Genomic DNA, 20,574 nt, shown 5'->3' on the forward strand with positions numbered 1-20,574 from the left:
AGATTCTTCTCAGGAATGACAGACAATCCCTTGGGAGAATCAGTGACAGCACGCCGAGCCATCCTCGACCCGGGCACTGAGATCGACGACCCCATCACCCCCGTCTTCACCTACGCGTCCGCGCGTCGGGGGGTAGCCGACGAAGCCGTCATCGTTGACGACTCACCGGTCAGTGTTTCTGCGGCCCGCCGAGCCATCTCGGCCCCTATCAGTTTCGAGCCGGACGAAGCTCTCGGCAGCACCCGCCAGCTGCCGAAGGTCACCGGTGCCGTCTCGGCGAGGCCGGCCGTGAAGGGTCAGCGGCTGCGCCGCGGGCTGTTCGGAGCCGCCGCCGTGGCCACCGCATCCGCCATCCTGCTCACCCCCAGCGCCGTCAGCGTCGTGACCGCCCAACCGGCGCCGACTAGCGAGGAGACCATCTCCCGCGGCCTCGACCGCACCGAAGAAGCCATCAACCCGGTCACCTTGGCCAACGCGAAGGCGGCTGCCGAAGCCGAAGCAGCGCGCCAGGCCGAGGAGGCCCGTCAGGCCGAGGAGGCCGCCGCGGCTGCCGAAGCCGCCCGGGTGGCCGAAGAACAGCGCGTGGCTGCCGAGCAGACAGCCGCCGAGGCCGCCAAGCAGAGCCCGTCCCCAGCAGGGACATCGGCCACTACCGCCACCTCGTCGGCCCCGGCCGTGGCAACTGGTGGCAGCTGCTCGTTCGACGGATCCGGCCTTGGGCTCACCTCTCAGGCCTATGCCACCTTCCTGGCCGTGTGCGCGCAGTTCCCCAATGTCACCTCGTACGGTGGCTGGCGCAACTCAGCCGATGATCATGGCGCTGGCCAGGCCATTGACATCATGATCAGCGGCGACGCAGGTTGGCAGATCGCCAACTGGCTGGTCGCCAACTCAAGCTCGCTGAACGTCGAATACGTCATCTATCAACAGAGCATGTGGGGTAACTGGGCCCCCAGCGCTGGCTTCACCATGATGGAAGATCGCGGATCTCCCACCGCGAATCATTACGACCACGTGCATGTCACGGTACGCTGACCACGGCACATCGCAACCTTAAGGATTGATAAATGAGCGCACGAAGGGCACTGCTCGACCCGGTCGTCGACGCCACGGACAGCATTCAGCAGTCCTGCGCGCGGCGCGCCATGCCGACGCCACCCCTGGAGCTCGTGGACGACACGCTGCTCAGCGTGTCCGCCGCGCGAGCCACCCGCGCGATCGATGCGCCGCTGAGTTTCGAGCCGGACGAACCGCTGACCAGCACCCGTCAGCTTGCCGCCATCACCACCATCAAGCCCAAGCCGCGCGGCCTGCATTCCCGCCTGCAGCGTGGCCTGATGGGTGCAGCCGCAGTGGCAACCGCCAGCGCGGCACTCATCGTCCCGAATCTGTCGAGCACGGTCACCGCCGCCGAACCGGCGTTGCAGACCACCACGCCGATCTCGCGCAGCGCCGACCGGACCACGCTCGTCGATCCCGTCACCGAGCAGGATGCCCGCAATGCCGAAGAGGCCCGGCAGGCCGAGGCGGCCCGTCAGGCCGAGGAAGCTCGCCAGGCCGAAGAGGCTCGCCAGGCTGAGGAGGCCCGGCAGGCTGAAGAGGCTCGCCAGGCTGAGGAAGCCCGGCAGGCCGAAGCGGCCCGGCAGGCTGAGGAAGCGGCCGCCGCAGCGGCTGCCGCCAGCAGCGCGGCCAGCCAGACCACCGGTTCGGCGTCCACATCCGCCGCCACCTCGACAGCCGACACCGCGGCCATCGCCGGCTCGGCGAGCAGCACCGCCTCCGGCGCTGTCTCGATCGCGCTCGCCCAGGTCGGCAAGGCCTACTCGTGGGGTGCCACCGGCCCGAACGCCTTCGACTGCTCGGGTTTGATGGTTTACTCCTACTCCGCGATGGGCGTCAGCCTGCCCCGCACCAGCGGCGCCATGATGTCGGCCGGCACCGCGGTGTCATCGACCTCGGCACTGCAGCCCGGCGACCTGATCATCTCCTACGGCGGCGGCCACGTCGGCATGTACATCGGCAACGGTCAGATGGTGCATGCAGCCGACTACGGCATCGGTGTCATCGTCAGCTCGATCAGCGGGTACGACATCACCGCAATGCGCCGGGTGGCCTGAGCCGGCTCGGGGCCGGTGGGAATTCCCGCTGGCCGTCTCGCCACTGGTAGGCCAAAACCCATAAGCTTGGCCTATGCGTACTCCCGTTGATGCGACTGCCACTCCCGCCTGGGCGGAACTCGCCCGGCTGCATGACGATCTGAATGTTGATTTCCGCGCCTGGTTCGCCGACGATCCCGACCGGGCCCAGCGGTTCTCGCTCGCCGCTGCCGATCTCTATGCGGATCTGTCCAAGAACTACCTGACCGACGAGATCAAGGATGCACTCGTCCGGCTCGCCGAGCAGGTCGACCTTGCCGGCCGCCGTGAGGCGATGTTCGCCGGCGAGCGGATCAACACCACCGAGAACCGTTCGGTGCTGCACACGGCGTTGCGGCTGCCGCGCGACGCCTCCTTGATCGTTGACGGCGTGGATGTCGTCCAGCAGGTGCACGAAGTGCTCGACCGCATGTACGTCCTGGCCGACCAGATCCGCTCCGGCGAGTGGGTGGGCATCACCGGCAAGCCGATCCGCACCATCGTCAACATCGGAATCGGTGGCTCCGATCTGGGCCCCGTCATGGTTTACGAGGCGCTCAAGCCCTACCAGCAGCCCGGCCTCGAGTGCCGCTTCGTCAGCAATATCGATCCTGCCGACATCTACGAGACCACCCATGACGTCGACCCCGAGACCGTGCTGTTCATCGTGGCGTCCAAGACCTTCACCACCTTGGAGACCATGACCAACGCCCGGATGGCCAAGAACTGGCTGCTGAACTCGCTGCAGACCAGTGGCATCATCGACAACACGGACGAGGCCCGGGCCGAGGCCATCCGCCGGCATTTCGTGGCCGTATCGACCAACCTCGAGAAGGTTGCCGAGTTCGGCATCGATCCGCAGAACGCCTTCGGGTTCTGGGACTGGGTCGGCGGCCGCTACTCGGTCGACTCGGCAGTCGGCCTGGCCGATGTCATCGCGATCGGGCCGGAAAACTGGCAGAGCGTCCTGGCGGGCTTCCACGCCATGGACGAACACTTCCGCACCGCGGACTTCTCCGAGAACCTGCCGGTGCTGATGGGTCTGCTCAACGTCTGGTACAACAACTTCTACGACGCCCAGTCGCACGCCGTGCTGCCGTATGCGCAGTACCTGCACCGCTTCGCCGCCTACCTGCAGCAACTCACCATGGAATCCAACGGCAAGCGCACCCGCTGGGATGCCTCACCGGTCACCACCCAGACCGGCGAGGTCTTCTGGGGTGAGCCGGGCACCAACGGTCAGCACGCCTTCTACCAGCTGATTCACCAGGGGACCAAGGTGATTCCGGCCGACTTCATCGCCGCCGTGAACCCCGCGCACGCGCTGCGCGAAGGCGGGGTCGACGTGCACGCGCTCTTCTTGTCCAACTTCTTCGCGCAGACCGCGGCCCTCGCCTTCGGCAAGACCGCCGACGAGGTGCGCGCCGAAGGCACCCGTGAGGCGATCGTCGAGGCGCGGGTCTTCCCGGGCAACAAGCCGACCACATCGATCATGGCCGCCGAGATCAGCCCGCGGGTCGTCGGTGAGCTGATCGCCCTCTACGAGCACATCACCTTCGTCGAGGGGGTCGTCTGGGGCATCAACTCGTTCGATCAGTGGGGCGTCGAGTTGGGCAAGCAACTCGCCATGGAGATCGCGCCGGCGGTGACCGGGGACGACGAGGCATTGGCTCGCCAGGATACGTCCACCCAGAACCTGATCGGCTTCTACCGCGATCATCGGATCTGATCCCTGCGGTCTGCGATCCTGACAGCGCAATCAGGCCTGGTCTTTGACCAAGCCACGTAGGGTTGGCCCCATGCGCAAACTTTGGCGCGCGCTGCTCGCCCTGCTCCTGATCGCTCTGCTCGTCGTGGGAGGGCCATGGGCCCTCGTCCAGGTGCTGTCATTCGGGCGCACCTGGACCAGCGCGGATGAGGCACCCTCCAACGACGTCGGACTGGTGATGGGTGCGGCGACCCTGAACGGTCGGCCCTCCGGTTATCTGAAGGCCCGGCTCGACCTGGCGTTGCAGCTGTGGGAGCAGGGCAAGATCACCGTTTTCATCGTGTCGGGCAGCACCAGCGACGATGAGCCGGCCGTGATGCGCGCCTACCTCGAGGAGAACGGCGTCGATCCGCTCGACATCGTCGAGGACGAAGGCGGCAACTCCTCCTACTCGTCATGCGTGCGGGCCAAGGGAATCTTCGGGGTGACCCAGCTGACGGTCATTTCGCAGAGCTACCATGTGCCGCGCACCGTCGCCACCTGCCGGATGGTCGGCGTGGATGCCATCGGCGTCGGCGACGACGAGACACCCAAGAACGCGACCTGGCGCAGCTACGAACGCCGCGAGCTGATCGCCAACATCAAGATGATCGTCGACGTGGTGATGAAGACCGATGTCGGCACCCTCATCTACGATCCCGCAGTGGACGAAGCCTTGGCCCGGCATCGTTAGCCCGCAGACGGACGATTCCGGCCCATCCGTGAAGAGGTGAGACAATAGGCGGCATGTCTTCACTGCCCTCGATTCTCTCCGAGCGGATCGAAGCGGTTGCCGGGGCCGACCCGGAGCTGCGTCCAGCCACCAAGCCGCAATTCGGTCACTTCCAGTCGAATGTCGCGTTGCGACTGGCCAAGCAGGAAGGCGCCAAACCGCGCGACGTAGCCCAGCGCATCGTCGGCGCCCTTAATCTGGACGATCTGTGCGAGCCCCCCGAGATCGCCGGGCCCGGTTTCATCAACTTCCGGCTGCGCACCGATGTGCTGGCCCACGCCGTCGACCAGCAGCTGGCTGACCCGCATGCCGGGATCGCCTGGGTCGACGACCCCAAGACGGTCGTCATCGACTACTCGTCACCGAACGTGGCCAAGCAGATGCACGTCGGTCACCTGCGGTCGACCATCATCGGCGACTGTTTCAACCGGGTGCTGAGCGCCCAGGGAAACCGAGTGCTCGCCCAGAACCACATCGGTGACTGGGGACGGCAGTTCGGCATGCTGATCGAGCAGGTCACCGACGAGATGCTCGATCTGGACACCCTCGATCTGCCCGGCGCCGAAGCGCTCTACCGGCGCGCCAACACCCATCTCAATGAGGACGAGGCGTTCGCCGAACGCGCCCGCGAGCGGGTCGTGAAGCTGCAATCGGGCGATCCGGAGACCAGGGCCTCGTGGCAGCGCCTGATCAAGATCTCGCTGGCCGGGTTCAACCGCACCTACCAGCGGATGAATGTGCTGCTCACCGACGAGGACGTGGCGGGGGAGTCCGCCTACAACGAGATGCTCGGCCAGGTCGCCGATGATCTGGAGGCCCGCGGCATCGCCGTCCAGGACGGCGGGGCCCTGGTGGTCTTCGTGGACGGCTTCGACGCTCCGGCGATCATCCGCAACTCGACCGGGGGCTACGGCTACGACGCCACAGATGTGGCCGCGATCCGCTTCCGGGTGAACGAGCTGGGTGCCGAACGCATCATCTACGTCACCGACGCCCGGCAGGCACACCACTTTCAGCTGGTCTTCGCCGTCGCCCGGATGGCCGGATACCTGCCGGACGATGTGCAGGCGCAGCACGTCGGCTTCGGCATGGTGCTGGGGCCCGGCGGCACCCCGATCAAGACTCGTGACGGCGGCGCCGTCACCCTCGAAAGCCTCCTGGACGCCGCCGAGGAGCATGCGTCCCCCGAGATCGCGCTGGCCGCGATCAAGTACGCCGACCTGTCGAACAGCCTGCATAAGGACTACGTCTTCGACGCGGAGCGGATGACCCAGACCACCGGCGACACCGGACCCTATCTGCAGTACGCGCACTCGCGGTGCGCGGGCATCCTGCGCGAAGCCGCCGCTCGGGAGCTGACCTGGAGCATCGTCACGGTGCTGGACGAGCCGGCCGAGCAGGAACTCGCCTTGTGGCTGACTCGTTTCGGGGAGACCGTGCAGGCGGTGGCCGACGAGTTGACCCCGCACAAGCTGTGCACCTACCTGTTCGAGCTGGCTACCAAGTTCTCGACCTTCTACGAGAAGTGCCCGGTGCTCAAGAGCGAGGGTGAGGTTCAGACCTCCCGGCTGGCGCTGGTCGCCGCGACCAAGCAGGTACTGGCCACCGGCCTCGGTCTGTTGGGAATCGTCGCTCCCGAGCGGATGTAGCCCCGCCCGGGAACAGCCCACCGTCCGTTTGAGCCGTGCCGGGCGACCGGATGGTGCGTCGGATCGGCGTGCTGCGGCTACCTCAAACCAGCGGTCAGTTCTGCTTGTCCGTCAGTGTGTCGGCGGCGACCGCAGCGCCGACGATGCCGGCCTGATTGAGCAACTGCGCCGGCACGATCGGGGTCCGCAGGCTGAGCAGCGGCAAGAACTTCTCGTGGTTCTTCGACACCCCTCCGCCGACCACGAAGAGGTCGGGCCAGAAGTACCGCTCCATCGTCGAGTAATACTTCTGCAGCCGCTTCGACCAGCGGGGATAGCTGAGGTGCTCCAGGGCCTTCGCATTAGCCGACGCCTTGGTCTCGGCATCGATGCCGTCGATCTCGATATGCCCGAGTTCGGTGTTGGGCACCAGCGTGCCGTCCATGATCAACGAGGTGCCGATGCCGGTACCCAGCGTCGTCATGATGACCAGCCCGGGGTGGTCCTTGGCGGCACCGAAGTGCACCTCGGCCAGGCCGGCCGCGTCCGCATCGTTGATCAGCACAGTCTGACGTCCGAGCCGATCACTGAACAGCTGCTCGGCGTTCACTCCGACCCACGACGAGTGCAGATTCGCGATCATTGGGACGCTGCCGTGCACGACGGGGGCGGGTATGGCGATGCCGATCGGACCGTCACCGAGTTGGTCGGCGAACTTCTCGACGATCTGAGCCACCACGTCCGCGCAGGCCTTCGGGGTGGACTTCTTCGGGGTTGGGATGCGGAGACGGTCCGCACTCAAGGTACCGGTCGCGAGGTCGACGGGGGCACCCTTGATGCCGGATCCGCCGATGTCAATACCGAGTACAGGCTGGGATGCTGATGTCATGCGGTAATGCTATCGGCCAAGCCGCCGCCGGGTCAGCCGTTTCCCAGCACGCAGTGGCTCTGGTGAAGGTCAGCCGAGAGCGTCCGTGTCATGGCAGCCCCGAGCCGCCGATCGCGCCGTCGGAACCGGTGCCGACAGCGGGCGTGGTCACGGCGCGAGACCCTGCCCGCCGGTCCGGCGAAGAGCAGCGGTGGCGATGGCAGATGATGGGATCGCGTACAATTCATTTCGGCCTCTGGACGGTAGGAGGAGCGGGTATGGCCATCGAGGATGATGCGCTTCCCGGGGTGATGTTCATGGAACACCCGCTGGGACTGGCCGGCCAGGTCTACGACAGCCTGGTCGATCTGGTACTCAGCGGCCAGGTGAAGCCGCTGCAGCCGCTGCGCATTCACTCGCTGGCCGAGAGCCTGGGAGTATCCGCCACCCCGGTTCGAGAGGCGCTGGTGCGCGCCAGCGCCAGTGGGCTGGTGGTGCGCGAGAACAACAAGGGCTTCCGGGTTTCCCCGCGCCCGGGCATCACCCAGTTGGACGACCTGTTCGAGGCACGGCTCACCATCGAGACGAAGACCGCCTGGCTGGCCGCCTCGAACGTGGACGACCTCCTGATGAGCAAGCTGGAGGCCACCTGGAACTGTCAGCGCGAGCGGAGCACGGATCCCGACTTCGAAGGCTTCCGGGCATTCCTGGATGCCGATCACGATTTCCACGCTCACATCGCCCGGGCATCCGGCAACTATTATCTGGCGTCGGCCCTGGAGGCCATGGGTAGCCACGTGCAGCGGTTCCGGTCCTTCGACCAGGCGGTCGTCACCGATCATGAGCTGACCCTCGTCGAGCACCGCGCCATCATCCAGGCGCTGGGCAACCGCAATCCCGACGCGGCACAAGCAGCGATGGCGCTGCACCTGTCGAATCTGCGCACGCGCATCCGGCAGGAACGGCAGGCCGACGGCTCGCAGCCCCAGGCTGGGTAGGGTTATCCGCGGGGGTCGCGGACAACCCGACCCAAGTCCGGCCGCTGGCCCAGCAGCCGGTGCCGCACCCAGAACGGTTGGACGATCAGGCCCCGCCGCGCCAGCTCGACCAGCAGCCATCCGCCCAGCGCGGTGAGCACGACGATGGTCACTGCGGACGCCTCGATCCCGAACTGCCCGCCGCTCAGCCATGCCGGCCCAGTCAGCGACGACTGGACGAAGCCGTTGCCCTGCGCAGACGAGCCCGAGACCACGATGCCCAGCACCGGCCCCTGCACTACGTTCCAGGCGAAATGCAGCCCCATGACCGTCCACAGGCTGCGGGTGAACGCGTACAGCGCCGCGAACAGCACCCCGGCCTCCAGCGCGATCCCGATCGCCCCGAACCAGGTCGCCTCCGGATTGCCCAGATGGGCCGCACCGAAGACCAGCGCGCTGACGGCTATCGCGATCCAGCTGCCCAAGGTGCCCTCGACGAGCCTGAACAAGATGCCGCGGAAGGCGATCTCCTCGGTGATCGCCGCCGAGAATCCGAGACTGAGCAGTGCCGCCCACGGTGAGTAGCCGGCATTGAAACCCTCGATCCGGAACACTCCCAGCACACCGAGCAGCGTGGCGCAGCCGAGCATCAGCACCACGCCGAGCCCCAACCCGCAGAGCAGACCCCGCCCTGCCCGGGAAGCAGCCAGTTCGAACAGCGGGCGCCGCTGCTCGACGAAGCGTCCGACCAGCCAGTACGCCAGCACCACGCCGACGATCGCCGTCACCTGCACCAGGCCGGCGAAGCGGTCCAGGATGGCGTCGGTGGACATCCCCAGCGAGTTCAGGACGACCGTGGCGCCGAAGCCCACCACGATTGCGCCCACGACCAGGATCGCGGCGAAGGCCAGCAGCCGGACCAAACCGTTGTACCGCCAGCGCCGGATGGGCGGCACCGGGCGCAACGGCTGATCCGGTGGCAGCAGGTCGAGCGTCCGCAGTGGCCGGGGCTCGCCGAAGATCCGGTCGAGCAGGGCGGCCGGGCGTCCGCCCGACGACGGCGCCGGTACCTGCTGCGCGTCACGGTTCATGGACAAACCCCTATCACGCCCGCCTTTGCCCCTGATGAACTCGTCCAGCGGCGTTTTCTTGACGAACCCCTGCGATCCCTGGAATAACCCCAGCATCTCCATAGTTGAGTCAGGTGGACTCAAGGTCAAAGTTGAGTGCGTTAGACTCATGGTCATGACGCGGCTCGCTCGGACGTGAGCCACAAGAAGCTTAACGAAAGAACAGGAGCGTCCCACCCGGGACGCAACAGGAGGAAAACAACATGGCTCGTGCAGTTGGCATCGACCTCGGCACCACGAACTCGGTTGTCGCGGTGCTGGAAGGTGGCGAACCCACCGTTGTCCCCAACGCTGAGGGTTCGCGTACCACGCCGTCAGTAGTGGCGTTCGCCAAGGGTGGTGAAGTTCTGGTTGGTGAGGTCGCCAAGCGGCAGGCCGTGACCAACCCGGACCGGACGATCCGCTCGGTCAAGCGTCACATGGGCACCAATTGGACCACCGAAATCGACGGCAAGACCTATCGTCCGCAGCAGATCAGCGGCTTCGTGCTGCAGAAGCTGAAGAGGGACGCCGAGGCCTACCTGGGTGAGACCATCACCAACGCTGTCATCACCGTGCCCGCCTACTTCGGCGATGCCGAACGTCAGGCCACCAAGGAAGCCGGCGAGATCGCCGGGCTGACCGTCGACCGGATTATCAACGAGCCCACCGCGGCTGCCCTGGCATACGGCCTGGACAAGGCCGATCAGGAGCAGACGGTTCTGGTCTTCGACCTTGGTGGTGGCACCTTCGATGTCTCCCTGCTGGATATCAGCGAGGGCGTTTTCGAGGTCAAGGCGACCAAGGGTGACCCGCGACTGGGCGGCGACGACTGGGATCAGCGCATCATCGACTGGCTGGTGACCCAGTTCAAGAACAAGAACGGCATCGACCTGTCGAAGGACAAGATGGCCGGCCAGCGGCTGAAGGAAGCTGCGGAGCGCGCCAAGATCGAGCTCAGCCAGGTACAGAGCACCGAGATCAACCTGCCCTACATCACCGCTGGTGCCGAGGGCCCGTTGCATCTTGAGGAGAAGCTGACCCGCGCCGAGTTCCAGCGCATGACCCAGGATCTGCTGGATCGCTGCAAGGGCCCGTTCAACGCGGTGCTGTCGGACGCCAAGGTCTCGGTTTCGAAGATCGATCAGATCATTCTGGTCGGCGGCTCGACGCGTATGCCTGCTGTGCAGGATCTGGTCCGCGAACTGTCCGGCGGCAAGGAGCCGAACAAGTCGGTCAACCCGGACGAGGTCGTCGCGCTCGGCGCGTCCCTGCAGGCTGGTGTGCTGAAGGGCGAGGTCAAGGATGTTCTGCTGCTGGATGTCACTCCGCTGAGCTTGGGCATTGAGACCAAGGGTGGCGTGATGACCAAGATCATCGAGCGCAACACCACGATCCCGACCAAGCGTTCCGAGATCTTCACCACCGCCGAGGACAATCAGCCTTCGGTGATGATCCAGGTCTACCAGGGCGAACGTCAGTTCGCTCGGGACAACAAGTCGCTGGGCAACTTCGAACTGACCGGCCTGATGCCCGCTCCGCGCGGACTGCCGCAGATCGAGGTCACCTTCGACATCGACGCCAACGGCATCGTCCACGTCTACGCGAAGGACATGGCCACCGGCAAGGAGCAGTCGATGACTGTCACCGGCGGTTCGGCGCTGGGCAAGGACGAGATCGACAAGATGGTCAAGGATGCCGAGGCGAACGAGGAGGCCGACCGCAAGCGTCGCGAGAGCGTCGATATGCGTAACGAGGCCGACGCGCTGAGCTTCCGCACCGAGAAGATCCTCGAGGAGAGCGGCGACAAGATCCCCGACGACGTCAAGACCCCGGTCACTGAGGCCTTGGCCGCCCTGAAGGAAGCCCTGAAGGGTACCGACAACGATGATGAGGTTCGTTCCGCCATGGAGGATCTCAACAAGAAGTCGGCCGCCATGGGGCAGGCTGTCTACCAGGCCGCACAGGCTGAGCAGGCTGCTCAGGCTTCCGCGGGCGCCGAGGGTTCCGCCGAGAACAGCGGCGAAAACGATGACGACGTGGTGGACGCCGAGATCGTCGACGATGAGAAGAAGGACTGATCATTCATGAGTGAACCCGTGGACCAGGCAGCCAAGCCCGACGAGCTTCTTGACGAGGCCGGCGAGCAGGCTGGCCTGACCTCGGATGACGCTGGCCAGGCGGCTCCGGCTGATGCCGGGGCCGCCTCCGGCGCCGCCCCCGGCAGTGACGAGCAGATCGCTCAGCTGAAGGCCCTGGCTGCCGAGCGCACCGAGGACCTGCAGCGTGTCCATGCCGAGTACGTCAACTACAAGAGGCGCGTCGACCGTGATCGCGCACTGGCCCGTCAAGGTGGTATCGAAGCGCTGCTGCGCGACCTACTGCCGGTCTTCGATTCGATCACCGCGGCCGAGAAGCAAGGCGAGCTGACCGGAGGCTTCAAGCTGACTGCGGACGAACTGTCCAAGGTCACCAAGGTGTATGGACTCGAGTCGTTCGGTGCTCCGGGCGATGAGTTCGACCCGCGGCTGCACGAAGCCCTGATGCAGGTGCCCGACCCGAACGTCACCGAGATGGTCGTGCGTGAGGTCATGCAGAACGGCTTCCGCATCAACGATCAGGTGGTTCGTCCGGCGCGCGTGGTCGTCTCGGTACCGGCCGAGTGACGTGACCAGACTGGAAAGGAGGTAGGGCGATGAGCCAAAAAGACTGGATGGAGAAGGATTACTACAAGATCCTCGGTGTCCCCAAGGACGCCAAGCCTGAACAGATCAAGAAGGCGTTCCGTAAGATCGCCCGCGAGAACCATCCTGACCAGCACCCCGGCGACAAGAAGGCCGAGCAGCGCTTCAAGGAAGCCTCCGAGGCCCACGATGTGCTGAGCGATCCGAGCAAGCGCGCCGAGTACGACGAACAGCGCAGCTTGTTCGGATCGGGCGGCTTCCGCTTCCAGCGTCCCGGGCCTGGGCCCAGTGCCTCCGGCGGGATGGGCGGCGAGAACGTCTTCCGTACCAACGTGGGCGACGCAGGTCTGGGTGATCTGCTCGGCAATCTGTTCGGCCAGGCGGGCGGCACGTCGTCGGCCAGACGGACGCAGACCCGTTCACCGCGCCGCGGCGCCGACATCGAGGGCGAAGTCACCATCGGCTTCAACCAAGCTGTCGAGGGAGCCACGGTCGGCGTCCAGATGGTCAGTGAGGAAGCCTGCCAGGCCTGCCACGGCACCGGCGCGAAAGCCGGCACGTCGCCGCGGGTCTGCCCGACCTGTCAGGGCTCGGGCGTTCAGCAGGCGAGCGCGGGTGGTCTGTTCCAGATGACCGAGCCGTGCAGCGAATGCCACGGCCGTGGCCTGATCGTGGACGATCCCTGCGAGGTCTGTCACGGCAGCGGCCGGGCACAGAGCCGGCGCACCATGCAGGTCCGGATCCCCGAAGGGGTCTCGGACGGGCAGAAGATCCGCATCAAGGGCAAGGGTTCTCCCGGCGAGAACGGTGGCCCCAACGGCGATCTGTATGTGATCGTGCACGTGCGTCCGCACCCGATCTTCGGGCGCAACGGCGACAACATCACGGTCACCGTGCCGGTCACCTTCACCGAGGCCGCGCTGGGCGCCGAGATCGAGGTGCCGACCCTGGGCGGCGGCAGCGTCAAACTGCGGGTGCCCGCAGGGACCCCGAACGGACGCACCTTCCGGGTGCGTGGTCGCGGTGTCGCCAAGGGCAACGGCCAGAAGGGTGACCTGCTCGCCACGATCGAGGTGCAGGTGCCGCCGATGCTGAATGACGAGGCCCAGCAGGCGCTGCGCACCTTCACCGATGTGGCGCACCAGTCGAATCCGCGCGCGGATCTGTTGGCGAGCAACCGATGAGTGCGGGGATGCTGCCCGAGGTCATGGACCCCGACGGCCCGATCTTCAGTATTTCGGTAGCAGCTTCCCTGGCCGAGATGCATCCGCAGACCCTGCGGCAGTACGACCGGCTCGGGCTGGTCATCGCGAGCCGCACCAAGGGCGGCGGGCGGCGTTATTCGCCGCGCGATATCCAGCGGCTGCGGCTGATCCAGCGGCTCTCCCAGGAAGGCATCAACCTCACCGGGATCCGCCGGATCCTCGCACTGCAATCCGAACTCGAGGAAGCTCAGCGCCGCATGGACGACATGACCGAGCTGGTGCGCCGGCTGGTCGAGCAGCACGAATCGCAAGGACGGCGGATCTTCTCCGCCGGTTCGACCGGAAACGTTGCCCAGGGACGGTTCTACCATCCCCGGCTCGCCCTGCCGGGCCGCTGAAGCCGGCCTCGAGCAGCGATCGCCGATAGTTCCACCACACAGGCCCCGGAGCCGTGACTCGTTCAGTCAGCTCCGGGGCCTGTGCTCTGCCCGGCCGCGCCGGCTCACCCCCGCCGACGCCGATGATCCGACCACGGACGCGGCGACTAGGCTGATGGGATGAAGTTCCGAGACCACCACGCGTCCTGTCATGGATTCAATCCGGTCCGTCCCTCCGGCGGTGAGTGGACGCACGCGATGATGCTGCATGATGGCAGCACCGTCTACGCGGACACCGCGGCCGAGATCGTCGAGGAGATGATGCCCGGTCTCGACTCGCTCGATGAGCCGGCCAGGAGTCAGGCCCGGATCCGTCATGCCGCGCGGACCGCGGCCGTCGTCCAGCAGATGGTCATCGACCGCGCACGCTACGAGGGCACATTCGACCCGGACGACGCAGAAGTGGCGCCACTCGTGCAGATCCTGGTGACCGACAAATCGCTGTCGCTCAGCCTGGAGCTGCCCCAACACCCCGGCGAGCCCGCCGACTGGCTGCCGGTGGTGCCGCTGGTGCTGCTGGCCACCAGCTATGCACCGACCACGGAGTATCCGCGGATCGGCGGGAATGTCATCTGGATCGATCCGGCGACCGACGAGAGCTATCTGGCGTCGCTGAACGCGACCGGGCTGTTCAGCTACTGGGCCGCCGAGACCGCTGGGACGCTCAGCAACAGCTAGGCTCGCAAGGAGCATCCCCCACCAAGCAGTACCCCAACGGAGAGGACGAGAATGAGTTGGCTGGTCACCGGCGGAGCCGGATACATCGGTTCGCATGTGGTGCAAGCATTCCTGGACGCCGGGATCACCCCGGTCGTGATCGATGATCTGTCGAGCGGGCACGCCGACTTCGTCCCCAAGGGCGTGGTCTTCGTTCAGGGAACGATCCTCGATACCGACCTGGTCACCCGGACTCTCACCGAGAATGCGTGCGAAGGTGTCGTCCATCTCGCCGGTTTCAAGTACGCGGGCGTGAGCGTCAGCAGGCCGCTGCACACCTACGACCAGAACGTCACCGGAACCGTCTCGCTGCTGCGGGCGATGCAGTCGGTCGGGGTGCACAACTACGTCTTCTCCAGCTCGGCGTCGGTCTACGGCACCCCGGACGTCGATCAGGTCACCGAACAGACCCCGACCGCCCCCGAGTCGCCGTACGGTCAGACCAAGCTGATCGGCGAGTGGCTGGCCGGCGACATCGCCAAGGTCGATCCGCAGTGGCGCTACACGAATCTGCGCTACTTCAACGTGGTCGGCTCCGGTTCGGACGCCCTCTACGACACCAGCCCGCACAACTTGTTCCCGATCGTCTTCGACGCGCTGCTCGCCGGCCGCACCCCGAAGATCTTCGGCGACGACTACCCGACCCCGGACGGCACCTGCGTGCGTGACTATGTGCATGTCGCGGACCTGGCGATCTCGCATGTCGCCGCCGCGAAAGCGATGGCCGCCGGCACGGGCCTGCAGGTCGCCTACAACCTGGGCAGCGGGGACGGTTCCAGCGTCGCCGAGATCATGTCGGCGATCGCCCGGGTCACCGGCGTCGATTTCACTCCGGAGATCGCGGCCCGGCGACCCGGAGACCCCGCCCGGATCGTCGCCAACGGCGACGCGGCGGCGCGCGATATCGACTGGAAGATGCGCTACACCCTGGACGAGATGGTCTCCTCGGCCTGGAGCGCTCGGCAGGCTCACCAGTCCTGAACTCGGCGGTTCTGAACTCGATGGTTCTGAACTCGATGGTTCTGGATTCGGCAGTTCTGAACTCGGCGGTCCTGAACCTCTGAACTCAGCGGCCCTGAACCGGCTGACCTGCCGAGGGCGGCTGGCCGGGTTGCGGTCCGGGCGGTGACGGCTGTGCCGCTGGGCCCACGATCCACGGGGGTTGGTCGGGCAGGTGCAGCAGTGACAGCTCGGGATTCGAACGGGCGGCTCGCATCCGGTCCAGCTCGCTCATCGCCAATGCCCGGGCATCGGCCTGATCCAGATGCTGGCAGACCACATCGACCGGGCCCGGTGTGGTGTGTGCCTGCACATCGGCCAGCCCCAATCGCCGCTGGATGACTCCTTGCCGGATGCGCACCGACTGCACCCGGGCATGCGGGACGATCGACGTGCGCCTGCGCAGCAGCCCGCCCGCGGCGACCAGCACCCGATCGTCGTAGCCCCAGAAGTAGGTCTGCGCGTCCAACCAGCGCAGCCAGCGTGCACGCTGGGGGATCGGATGCATCCTGATCGCGGGCATGTTCAGCCTGGGCCACAGGGTGCGCAAGACGACATCGACGTCGGCGCCCGGCCCGACCGGCAGCAGCAGGTTCGCCGGGACATGCTCACTGGATTCACTGGGCAGGCCGAGCACATCGATGCGGACCCGGTACCAACCGAAGGCCCGCCACAGCAGCGGCTGGCTGATGTCGACGGCCTGCACCCGGTTGCGGGGGATCGTCTGGCTGGTCAGCGAGGTGAGGCCCGACGCGGTGCGCAGCCCGCCGTCCGGGGTCATGCTGAGGACGAAGTTCCACTCGTTGCGCAACCGGTTGAGCACCATCGCACCCATCGCGAGCAGCCACGGCAGCAGGATCGATGTCGACAGCAGACCGATCGGCTGGTCGTTCCAGATCGACCAGCCGACCACCCCGGCGATCAGAATCAGTAGGAATACCGTCGAATTGGTGACCACCATGGACGCCAGCAGTCGCGCCGGTGGCACGGTCACGATCCGGCGATCAGCCGGGGAGGCGTCGGTGAACGCGGTGCCGACGGGAACCTGCGCCGCCTCGGCCACGGTGGTGCGGGTGCCGTGCGCGCGGGTGATCAGGTAATCGCGCAGCTGGTAGGCGCGCTTGCGGGAGAGGTACTCGATGGTTGCATTCGAGCCGCCGCCGCCCACGTCGATGCGCAGCGCCGCCAGGCCCAGCAGCCGGGCGATCAGCGGCTGGGTGACGTCCACCGACTGAATCTTGGTGAAGGCGATCTTCTCCGAGCGCTGCGAGATGAAGTTGTGCTCGATGCGCACCTGCTCGTCGTCGATGATGAAGCTGGTGAAGCGCCATGCCAGATAGCCGGCCCCCAGTGAGACGGCAAGCACGAGCACGAGGATGCCTGCCGGAACATACCAGTAGGTGGCGATGGTCTGCCAGCCGCCGGCCTGGGCCTGCCGGAGGATGTCCGGGACGTCGCGCAGAATGAAGTAGCCGACCGCCAGCAACGCGATCCAGCTCTTGGCGATCGGGGTCAGTGGATGCGGATGCTCCAGGACCGGGGCATATCCGGATTGTGGTCCGGACGGCGTCCCAGCCTGGTGGGGCTCGCCGGTCTGCGAGGGCGGGCCGGGTTGAACCAGTTGGTCAGGGTGAACCGGTTGGTCAGGGCGAACCGGCTGGTTGAGGTGGACTGGTTGGTCGGGCCGAACCGGTTGGTCGGGACGAAGCGGCTGGTCAGGGCGAACCGGTTGGTCGGGACGAAGCGGCTGGTCGAGGTGAACTGGTTGGTCGGGGCGAACCGGCTGGTCAGGACCGACAGACCCGTCCTGGTATCCGGGACCCGGATCGGTGCTGCTCACAGCCCGGTCGCCTGCATCTCGCCGCGTTCGGTGAGCCGGTCACGCAGCGCGGCGGCCGCGTCGGGATCGAGGCCGGGGATGACGGCGTCCGACTGCGCGGAGGCTGTTACCAACGCCACCGTGGCCACCTTGAAGGCACGATCCAGCGGGCCCGCCGAGATGTTGACGGCCTGCATGCGGCCGTACGGTACGACCGTCAGTCGCCGGTTGAAGATGCCCGACTTGATGTAGAGATCGGATTCGCGTTCGGCGTACGCCCAGGACCGAGCGATCGCACCCTGGCGCCAGAAGCGCCAGATGGCGAGCCCGGCGCAGATCGCGATGCTGGCGATCAGGGCCCAGTACAGCTGGCGCGGAGCCTGCTCGAAAACCAGCAGGGTGATGGCTTGCGGAGCGATGATAATCAGCGCCAGGATCAGCCAGCTGATCGCCGACAGCAACCGGCGCAGACTTGCGTAGCGGGCAGACACCGGCGTCCAGGCTTCGGTGGGAGGAGCGAACAGGGCGACCTGGGATCTGTCCATCTCAGAAGTTGCCCTGGATGCGGTCGCTCAAGGTGATGTGTTTGCTGCCGTAGACGATCACTTCACCGAAAACGAGGGTGCCTGTCAGGGTGAGCTTCGGGCTGCCGGGCTGGGGTGGGCTGAGCTTCTTCAGCTTGATGTCCGACCCGAAGGTGCGGGTCTCGTCGACGATGACGGTGCCTTTGGGCACCCAGATCTTCACATCGCCCATGAAGCAGCTGAGGTCGATGACGACGTTGAGCGACTCGAAGACCGCCTCACGCATGTCGAGTTTCACCGTGCCCAGTGTCGAATTGACCGTCAGGCTCGGTGGCACGATCCACGCGCCGTCGCGCTGTTTGGTGCCGAGCACGGCGCTGACCGAATTCGTCAGATAGTGCGTCGGTGCGACGGCTTGGGGATTCGTTTGTGGAAGTACCAGATCATCGGCGTGGTGGGCGTCCTGGATGTTCCGCTCACTGTTCTCGGGCTGGCGGAACTGCGGCTCGTCGTTCATCGGCTGACCGGTCATACCTCCATCGTCTCAACTGGGAGTCAGCCGTTCAACGTCCGGCACAAACAGGCCGGACGTTGAACGGATTGGTCGACGGCGGCTCGGCGCGTCGTCCGATCAGCCGAGCGCGGCGATCGCGGCGTCGTAGTCGGGTTCGGTCTTGATCTCGGGCACCAGCTGGGTGTAGCTGATCGTGCCGTCGGTGTCGATGACCACCACCGAACGGGCGAGCAGACCGGCCATCGAGCCGTCGGCGATGGTCACCCCATAGTCCTCGCCGAAGCTGGAACGGAACGCGGAGGCGGTGATCACGTTGTCGATGCCTTCGGCGGCGCAGAAACGCCCCGCCGCGAACGGCAGGTCCTTGCTGATGGCGAGGACGACGGTGTTGTCGAGTCCGGCAGCGAGTTCGTTGAACTTGCGGATGCTCATGGCGCAGATGCCGGTGTCCAGGCTCGGGAAGATGTTCAAGACGATGCGCTTGCCGGCGAAATCGTCCAGGGTGATGGTGCTCAGATCTGAGCCGACGAGTTCCACCGCGGGCGCGGGAGTGCCCACCGCGGGGAGTTCGCCGACGGTGGAGATGGGCTGAGAAGCTAACGTGATACTGGCCATGGCTTCATTGTCGTGGGGATGCCCAAGCGCAGGGGAGGGTTTCGCCGTCGGCTTAGGCCGGCGGGACGCGCCTGGCTGGGATATCGATCGCGGCTATCAACTTGGCTATCTCACGCCCTATCACGGTCTGGCGTTGAGGCGGCGGATTCCATGTCTGACTAGGTGGAGCGGGCGACGGGAATCGAACCCGCGTGTCCAGCTTGGGAAGCTGGCGCTCTACCATTGAGCTACGCCCGCAGGGCGTTGAGGCAACGACGCGGTTGAGAGTCTAGCGCATTCGCGCGGATGCTGCGTCCTGGTTGGGATGCGTCGGCGGTTCGCTGTCGGGATTGAATCGGCTTGTCGATGTGACAAGCCGAATCTTCGGCAGCCGGCAGTCAGTCGTCCCAGTGCTCGCGGACCTCGGCGGCGACCTTCTGGAAGACCGCGGCGCTCACGCTCCCACTCGCTCGGCGCACGTACGCCGGGTCGATCCGGACGATGCGGTCGGTGCGCACCTCGCTGACGCGGCGCTGCTTGTCCCACTCGCCCGAGCCGATCTCGACCCAGTAGCGGCCGGCACGGCGCTCCTGCTCGGCGTCCCGGTCGTGGTCCTGGCTGGTCGCGGGCAGGCCGAGCAGCCAGCCGCTGTGCGCGCCGATCAGCAGGACCGGCCGGTCCTTGCCCTGGCTCGGGTCTTCCTCGTACGCGATCCATGTCCAGACCATCTGCCCGGACGCGAAGCCCCCCGGCCCCTTCGCCTGGTAGCGCATCTCGGGCAGGCCGTCGAAGTCCGCGGCGGGTTGCCCGGTGCCGGCGGCCGGCCGCGCGGTGGGCGCCTGGCTTGTCGTCCGAATGGCTGCGGTCTTGGTCGCCGAGGTGTTGTCGTGCAGCAGCCTGCCGGCCAGCCGGGCCAGCGACTCGAAATCGCTCCAGCGCATCAGCGGAACCGTGGTGCCGGACCGTAGGCCACCTTCGTCTTCGGCACGATGGCCGGACGCGGCGGATTGGCGAAGTGATCATAGGCGTCGAAGTACCGTTTGGCCTGCGGCAACCAGATCAGGCCGGTGCCGATCGCGGCGAAGATCAACGCCAGCCACGACCACGGGATCATGAAGAAGGCGAGCAGGCTCGTCGCGCACGCCGCGAACCCGGCGAAGCGGCTCCACAAGGCACCGTGCCAGGCGTTGTATCCGGCCAGGGCGGGCCCGGCGGTCATGATGACGCCGATGATGGCCATCACGCAGACCAGCACCACCGAGCTGCCCGAGCCCGGACGCGGATCGAACAATTCGATCAGTTTCGAACTGGTTGCGAAGTTCTCGATGTGGATCGCCACCCACCAGTACCACCAGTAGGTGACCACAGCCACCACGGCTGAGCAGGTGAAGGCGGCCACCGCGCCCACGATCACGGGTGGACGCCTGGGCTCCCCGGTTCGCTTGCTCAACGGATAGCCGGCCAGTTCGGCCGCGATCGGGGGCAGCGAGACGATCGGCTCCTCAGGCGCATCACCAAGACCCTCGCTGGGGGCGGTATCCGTGCCCGGCGCTTGCTGCCTGGCTGGGGCGGCGCTCTCCGGATCGCTAGCGGGCCCCGCGGGGGTCGGGTTGGTGTTGGCTGGCTCGGTGGCGGTCGGCCCGGTGGCGGTTGGGTCGGAAGCGGTTGGGTCGGTATAGGTCAGGTCAGTCGCGGCCGGGTCGATGGCGGTCTGGTCGGCGCCGGTCAGGTCGGAGGCGTTCTGGTCGGCGCCGGTCGGGCCGGAAGCGGTCGCATCGGTGTCGATGGGGTCGGCAGCGCGACGGGTCGGGTGATAGGTGCCATGCTGCTCGGTCATCGACTGTCTCCTGCCCACGGCGCGTCCGCGATCGTGCACGTTCGCGC

20 protein-coding genes and 1 tRNA gene are annotated in these 20,574 nt (G+C 66.4%); 12 read left to right on the forward strand and 9 right to left on the reverse strand.

Annotated features, from left to right (window positions below; translation table 11 throughout):
• The first annotated feature begins 42 nt into the window (after positions 1 to 42).
• From QUE25_RS08145 to argS, 5 genes are all read left to right on the forward strand, one after another.
• Complete coding sequence (locus QUE25_RS08145) at positions 43 to 1,035, forward strand: VldE C-terminal domain-containing protein (RefSeq protein ID WP_286263880.1); 993 nt, start codon at positions 43 to 45, stop codon at positions 1,033 to 1,035.
• A gap of 32 nt (positions 1,036 to 1,067) precedes the next feature.
• The gene (locus tag QUE25_RS08150; RefSeq protein WP_286263883.1) at positions 1,068 to 2,117 is read left to right on the forward strand and encodes a C40 family peptidase; all 1,050 of its coding nucleotides are present in this window, start codon (positions 1,068 to 1,070) and stop codon (positions 2,115 to 2,117) included.
• 73 nt (positions 2,118 to 2,190) lie between these two features.
• Entirely contained in the window at positions 2,191 to 3,864 is a 1,674-nt protein-coding gene (gene pgi / locus QUE25_RS08155) for a glucose-6-phosphate isomerase (RefSeq protein ID WP_286263885.1), read from the forward strand.
• Positions 3,865 to 3,934: 70 nt separating this feature from the next.
• The gene (locus QUE25_RS08160) at positions 3,935 to 4,576 is read left to right on the forward strand and encodes a SanA/YdcF family protein (protein WP_286263889.1); all 642 of its coding nucleotides are present in this window, start codon (positions 3,935 to 3,937) and stop codon (positions 4,574 to 4,576) included.
• Between the two features lie 53 nt (positions 4,577 to 4,629).
• Positions 4,630 to 6,264 carry an arginine--tRNA ligase gene (gene argS, locus QUE25_RS08165; RefSeq protein ID WP_286263892.1) on the forward strand — a complete coding sequence of 545 codons (1,635 nt, stop codon included), beginning with the start codon at positions 4,630 to 4,632 and terminating at the stop codon, positions 6,262 to 6,264.
• A gap of 94 nt (positions 6,265 to 6,358) precedes the next feature.
• On the opposite strand, the gene ppgK is transcribed toward argS, so the two are convergent.
• Positions 6,359 to 7,132: a polyphosphate--glucose phosphotransferase gene (gene ppgK / locus QUE25_RS08170; RefSeq protein WP_286263893.1), complete on the reverse strand. Its 774-nt coding sequence runs from the start codon at positions 7,130 to 7,132 to the stop codon at positions 6,359 to 6,361.
• Between the two features lie 257 nt (positions 7,133 to 7,389).
• Between ppgK and QUE25_RS08175 the strand changes: the two genes are divergently transcribed.
• A complete protein-coding gene (locus tag QUE25_RS08175; protein WP_286263896.1) occupies positions 7,390 to 8,109 on the forward strand; it encodes a GntR family transcriptional regulator in 720 nt (239 codons plus the stop codon).
• A 2-nt stretch (positions 8,110 to 8,111) separates the two neighbouring features.
• On the opposite strand, the gene QUE25_RS08180 is transcribed toward QUE25_RS08175, so the two are convergent.
• Entirely contained in the window at positions 8,112 to 9,179 is a 1,068-nt protein-coding gene (locus tag QUE25_RS08180) for a CPBP family intramembrane glutamic endopeptidase (RefSeq protein ID WP_286263898.1), read from the reverse strand.
• 242 nt (positions 9,180 to 9,421) lie between these two features.
• On the opposite strand from QUE25_RS08180, the gene dnaK reads away from it, so the two are divergent.
• The 6 genes from dnaK to galE all read left to right on the forward strand — a co-directional run bounded on the left by dnaK (position 9,422) and on the right by galE (position 15,221).
• Positions 9,422 to 11,278, forward strand: a complete 1,857-nt coding sequence (gene dnaK, locus QUE25_RS08185; RefSeq protein WP_286263900.1) for a molecular chaperone DnaK — start codon at positions 9,422 to 9,424, stop codon at positions 11,276 to 11,278.
• A 6-nt stretch (positions 11,279 to 11,284) separates the two neighbouring features.
• Complete coding sequence (locus QUE25_RS08190; RefSeq protein ID WP_340312684.1) at positions 11,285 to 11,863, forward strand: nucleotide exchange factor GrpE; 579 nt, start codon at positions 11,285 to 11,287, stop codon at positions 11,861 to 11,863.
• Positions 11,864 to 11,892: 29 nt separating this feature from the next.
• Positions 11,893 to 13,065, forward strand: coding sequence for a molecular chaperone DnaJ (gene dnaJ / locus QUE25_RS08195; protein ID WP_286263903.1), 1,173 nt, complete (start codon positions 11,893 to 11,895; stop codon positions 13,063 to 13,065).
• On the forward strand, positions 13,062 to 13,484 hold the full coding sequence (locus QUE25_RS08200; RefSeq protein ID WP_286263904.1) for a heat shock protein transcriptional repressor HspR: 423 nt from the start codon (positions 13,062 to 13,064) through the stop codon (positions 13,482 to 13,484). Before dnaJ ends, QUE25_RS08200 begins: the two co-directional genes overlap by 4 nt.
• A 159-nt stretch (positions 13,485 to 13,643) precedes the next feature.
• Positions 13,644 to 14,201 (forward strand): hypothetical protein, encoded by a 558-nt coding sequence (locus QUE25_RS08205; protein WP_286263906.1) that lies wholly within the window; start codon positions 13,644 to 13,646, stop codon positions 14,199 to 14,201.
• A 51-nt stretch (positions 14,202 to 14,252) separates the two neighbouring features.
• Complete coding sequence (gene galE, locus QUE25_RS08210; protein WP_286263908.1) at positions 14,253 to 15,221, forward strand: UDP-glucose 4-epimerase GalE; 969 nt, start codon at positions 14,253 to 14,255, stop codon at positions 15,219 to 15,221.
• Positions 15,222 to 15,306: 85 nt separating this feature from the next.
• Here the strand turns inward: galE and QUE25_RS08215 are convergent, their stop codons facing one another.
• The 7 genes from QUE25_RS08215 to QUE25_RS08245 all read right to left on the reverse strand — a co-directional run bounded on the left by QUE25_RS08215 (position 15,307) and on the right by QUE25_RS08245 (position 20,527).
• Entirely contained in the window at positions 15,307 to 17,079 is a 1,773-nt protein-coding gene (locus QUE25_RS08215) for a PH domain-containing protein (RefSeq protein ID WP_286263910.1), read from the reverse strand.
• Positions 17,076 to 17,603, reverse strand: coding sequence for a PH domain-containing protein (locus QUE25_RS08220; RefSeq protein ID WP_286263912.1), 528 nt, complete (start codon positions 17,601 to 17,603; stop codon positions 17,076 to 17,078). The genes QUE25_RS08215 and QUE25_RS08220 overlap by 4 nt, the downstream gene beginning before the upstream one ends.
• A gap of 1 nt (position 17,604) precedes the next feature.
• Positions 17,605 to 18,114 carry a LiaF domain-containing protein gene (locus QUE25_RS08225; protein WP_286263915.1) on the reverse strand — a complete coding sequence of 170 codons (510 nt, stop codon included), beginning with the start codon at positions 18,112 to 18,114 and terminating at the stop codon, positions 17,605 to 17,607.
• 99 nt (positions 18,115 to 18,213) lie between these two features.
• Positions 18,214 to 18,711, reverse strand: a complete 498-nt coding sequence (gene tpx / locus QUE25_RS08230) for a thiol peroxidase (protein WP_286263917.1) — start codon at positions 18,709 to 18,711, stop codon at positions 18,214 to 18,216.
• Between the two features lie 163 nt (positions 18,712 to 18,874).
• A tRNA-Gly gene (locus QUE25_RS08235) sits at positions 18,875 to 18,948 on the reverse strand.
• A 140-nt stretch (positions 18,949 to 19,088) separates the two neighbouring features.
• Positions 19,089 to 19,631, reverse strand: a complete 543-nt coding sequence (locus tag QUE25_RS08240) for a type II toxin-antitoxin system PemK/MazF family toxin (RefSeq protein ID WP_286263919.1) — start codon at positions 19,629 to 19,631, stop codon at positions 19,089 to 19,091.
• Positions 19,631 to 20,527: a hypothetical protein gene (locus tag QUE25_RS08245; protein WP_286263921.1), complete on the reverse strand. Its 897-nt coding sequence runs from the start codon at positions 20,525 to 20,527 to the stop codon at positions 19,631 to 19,633. Before QUE25_RS08245 ends, QUE25_RS08240 begins: the two co-directional genes overlap by 1 nt.
• Between the last annotated feature and the right edge of the window lie 47 nt (positions 20,528 to 20,574).

Source organism: Brooklawnia propionicigenes, from assembly GCF_030297015.1.
GTDB classification, from domain to species: domain Bacteria; phylum Actinomycetota; class Actinomycetes; order Propionibacteriales; family Propionibacteriaceae; genus Brooklawnia; species Brooklawnia propionicigenes.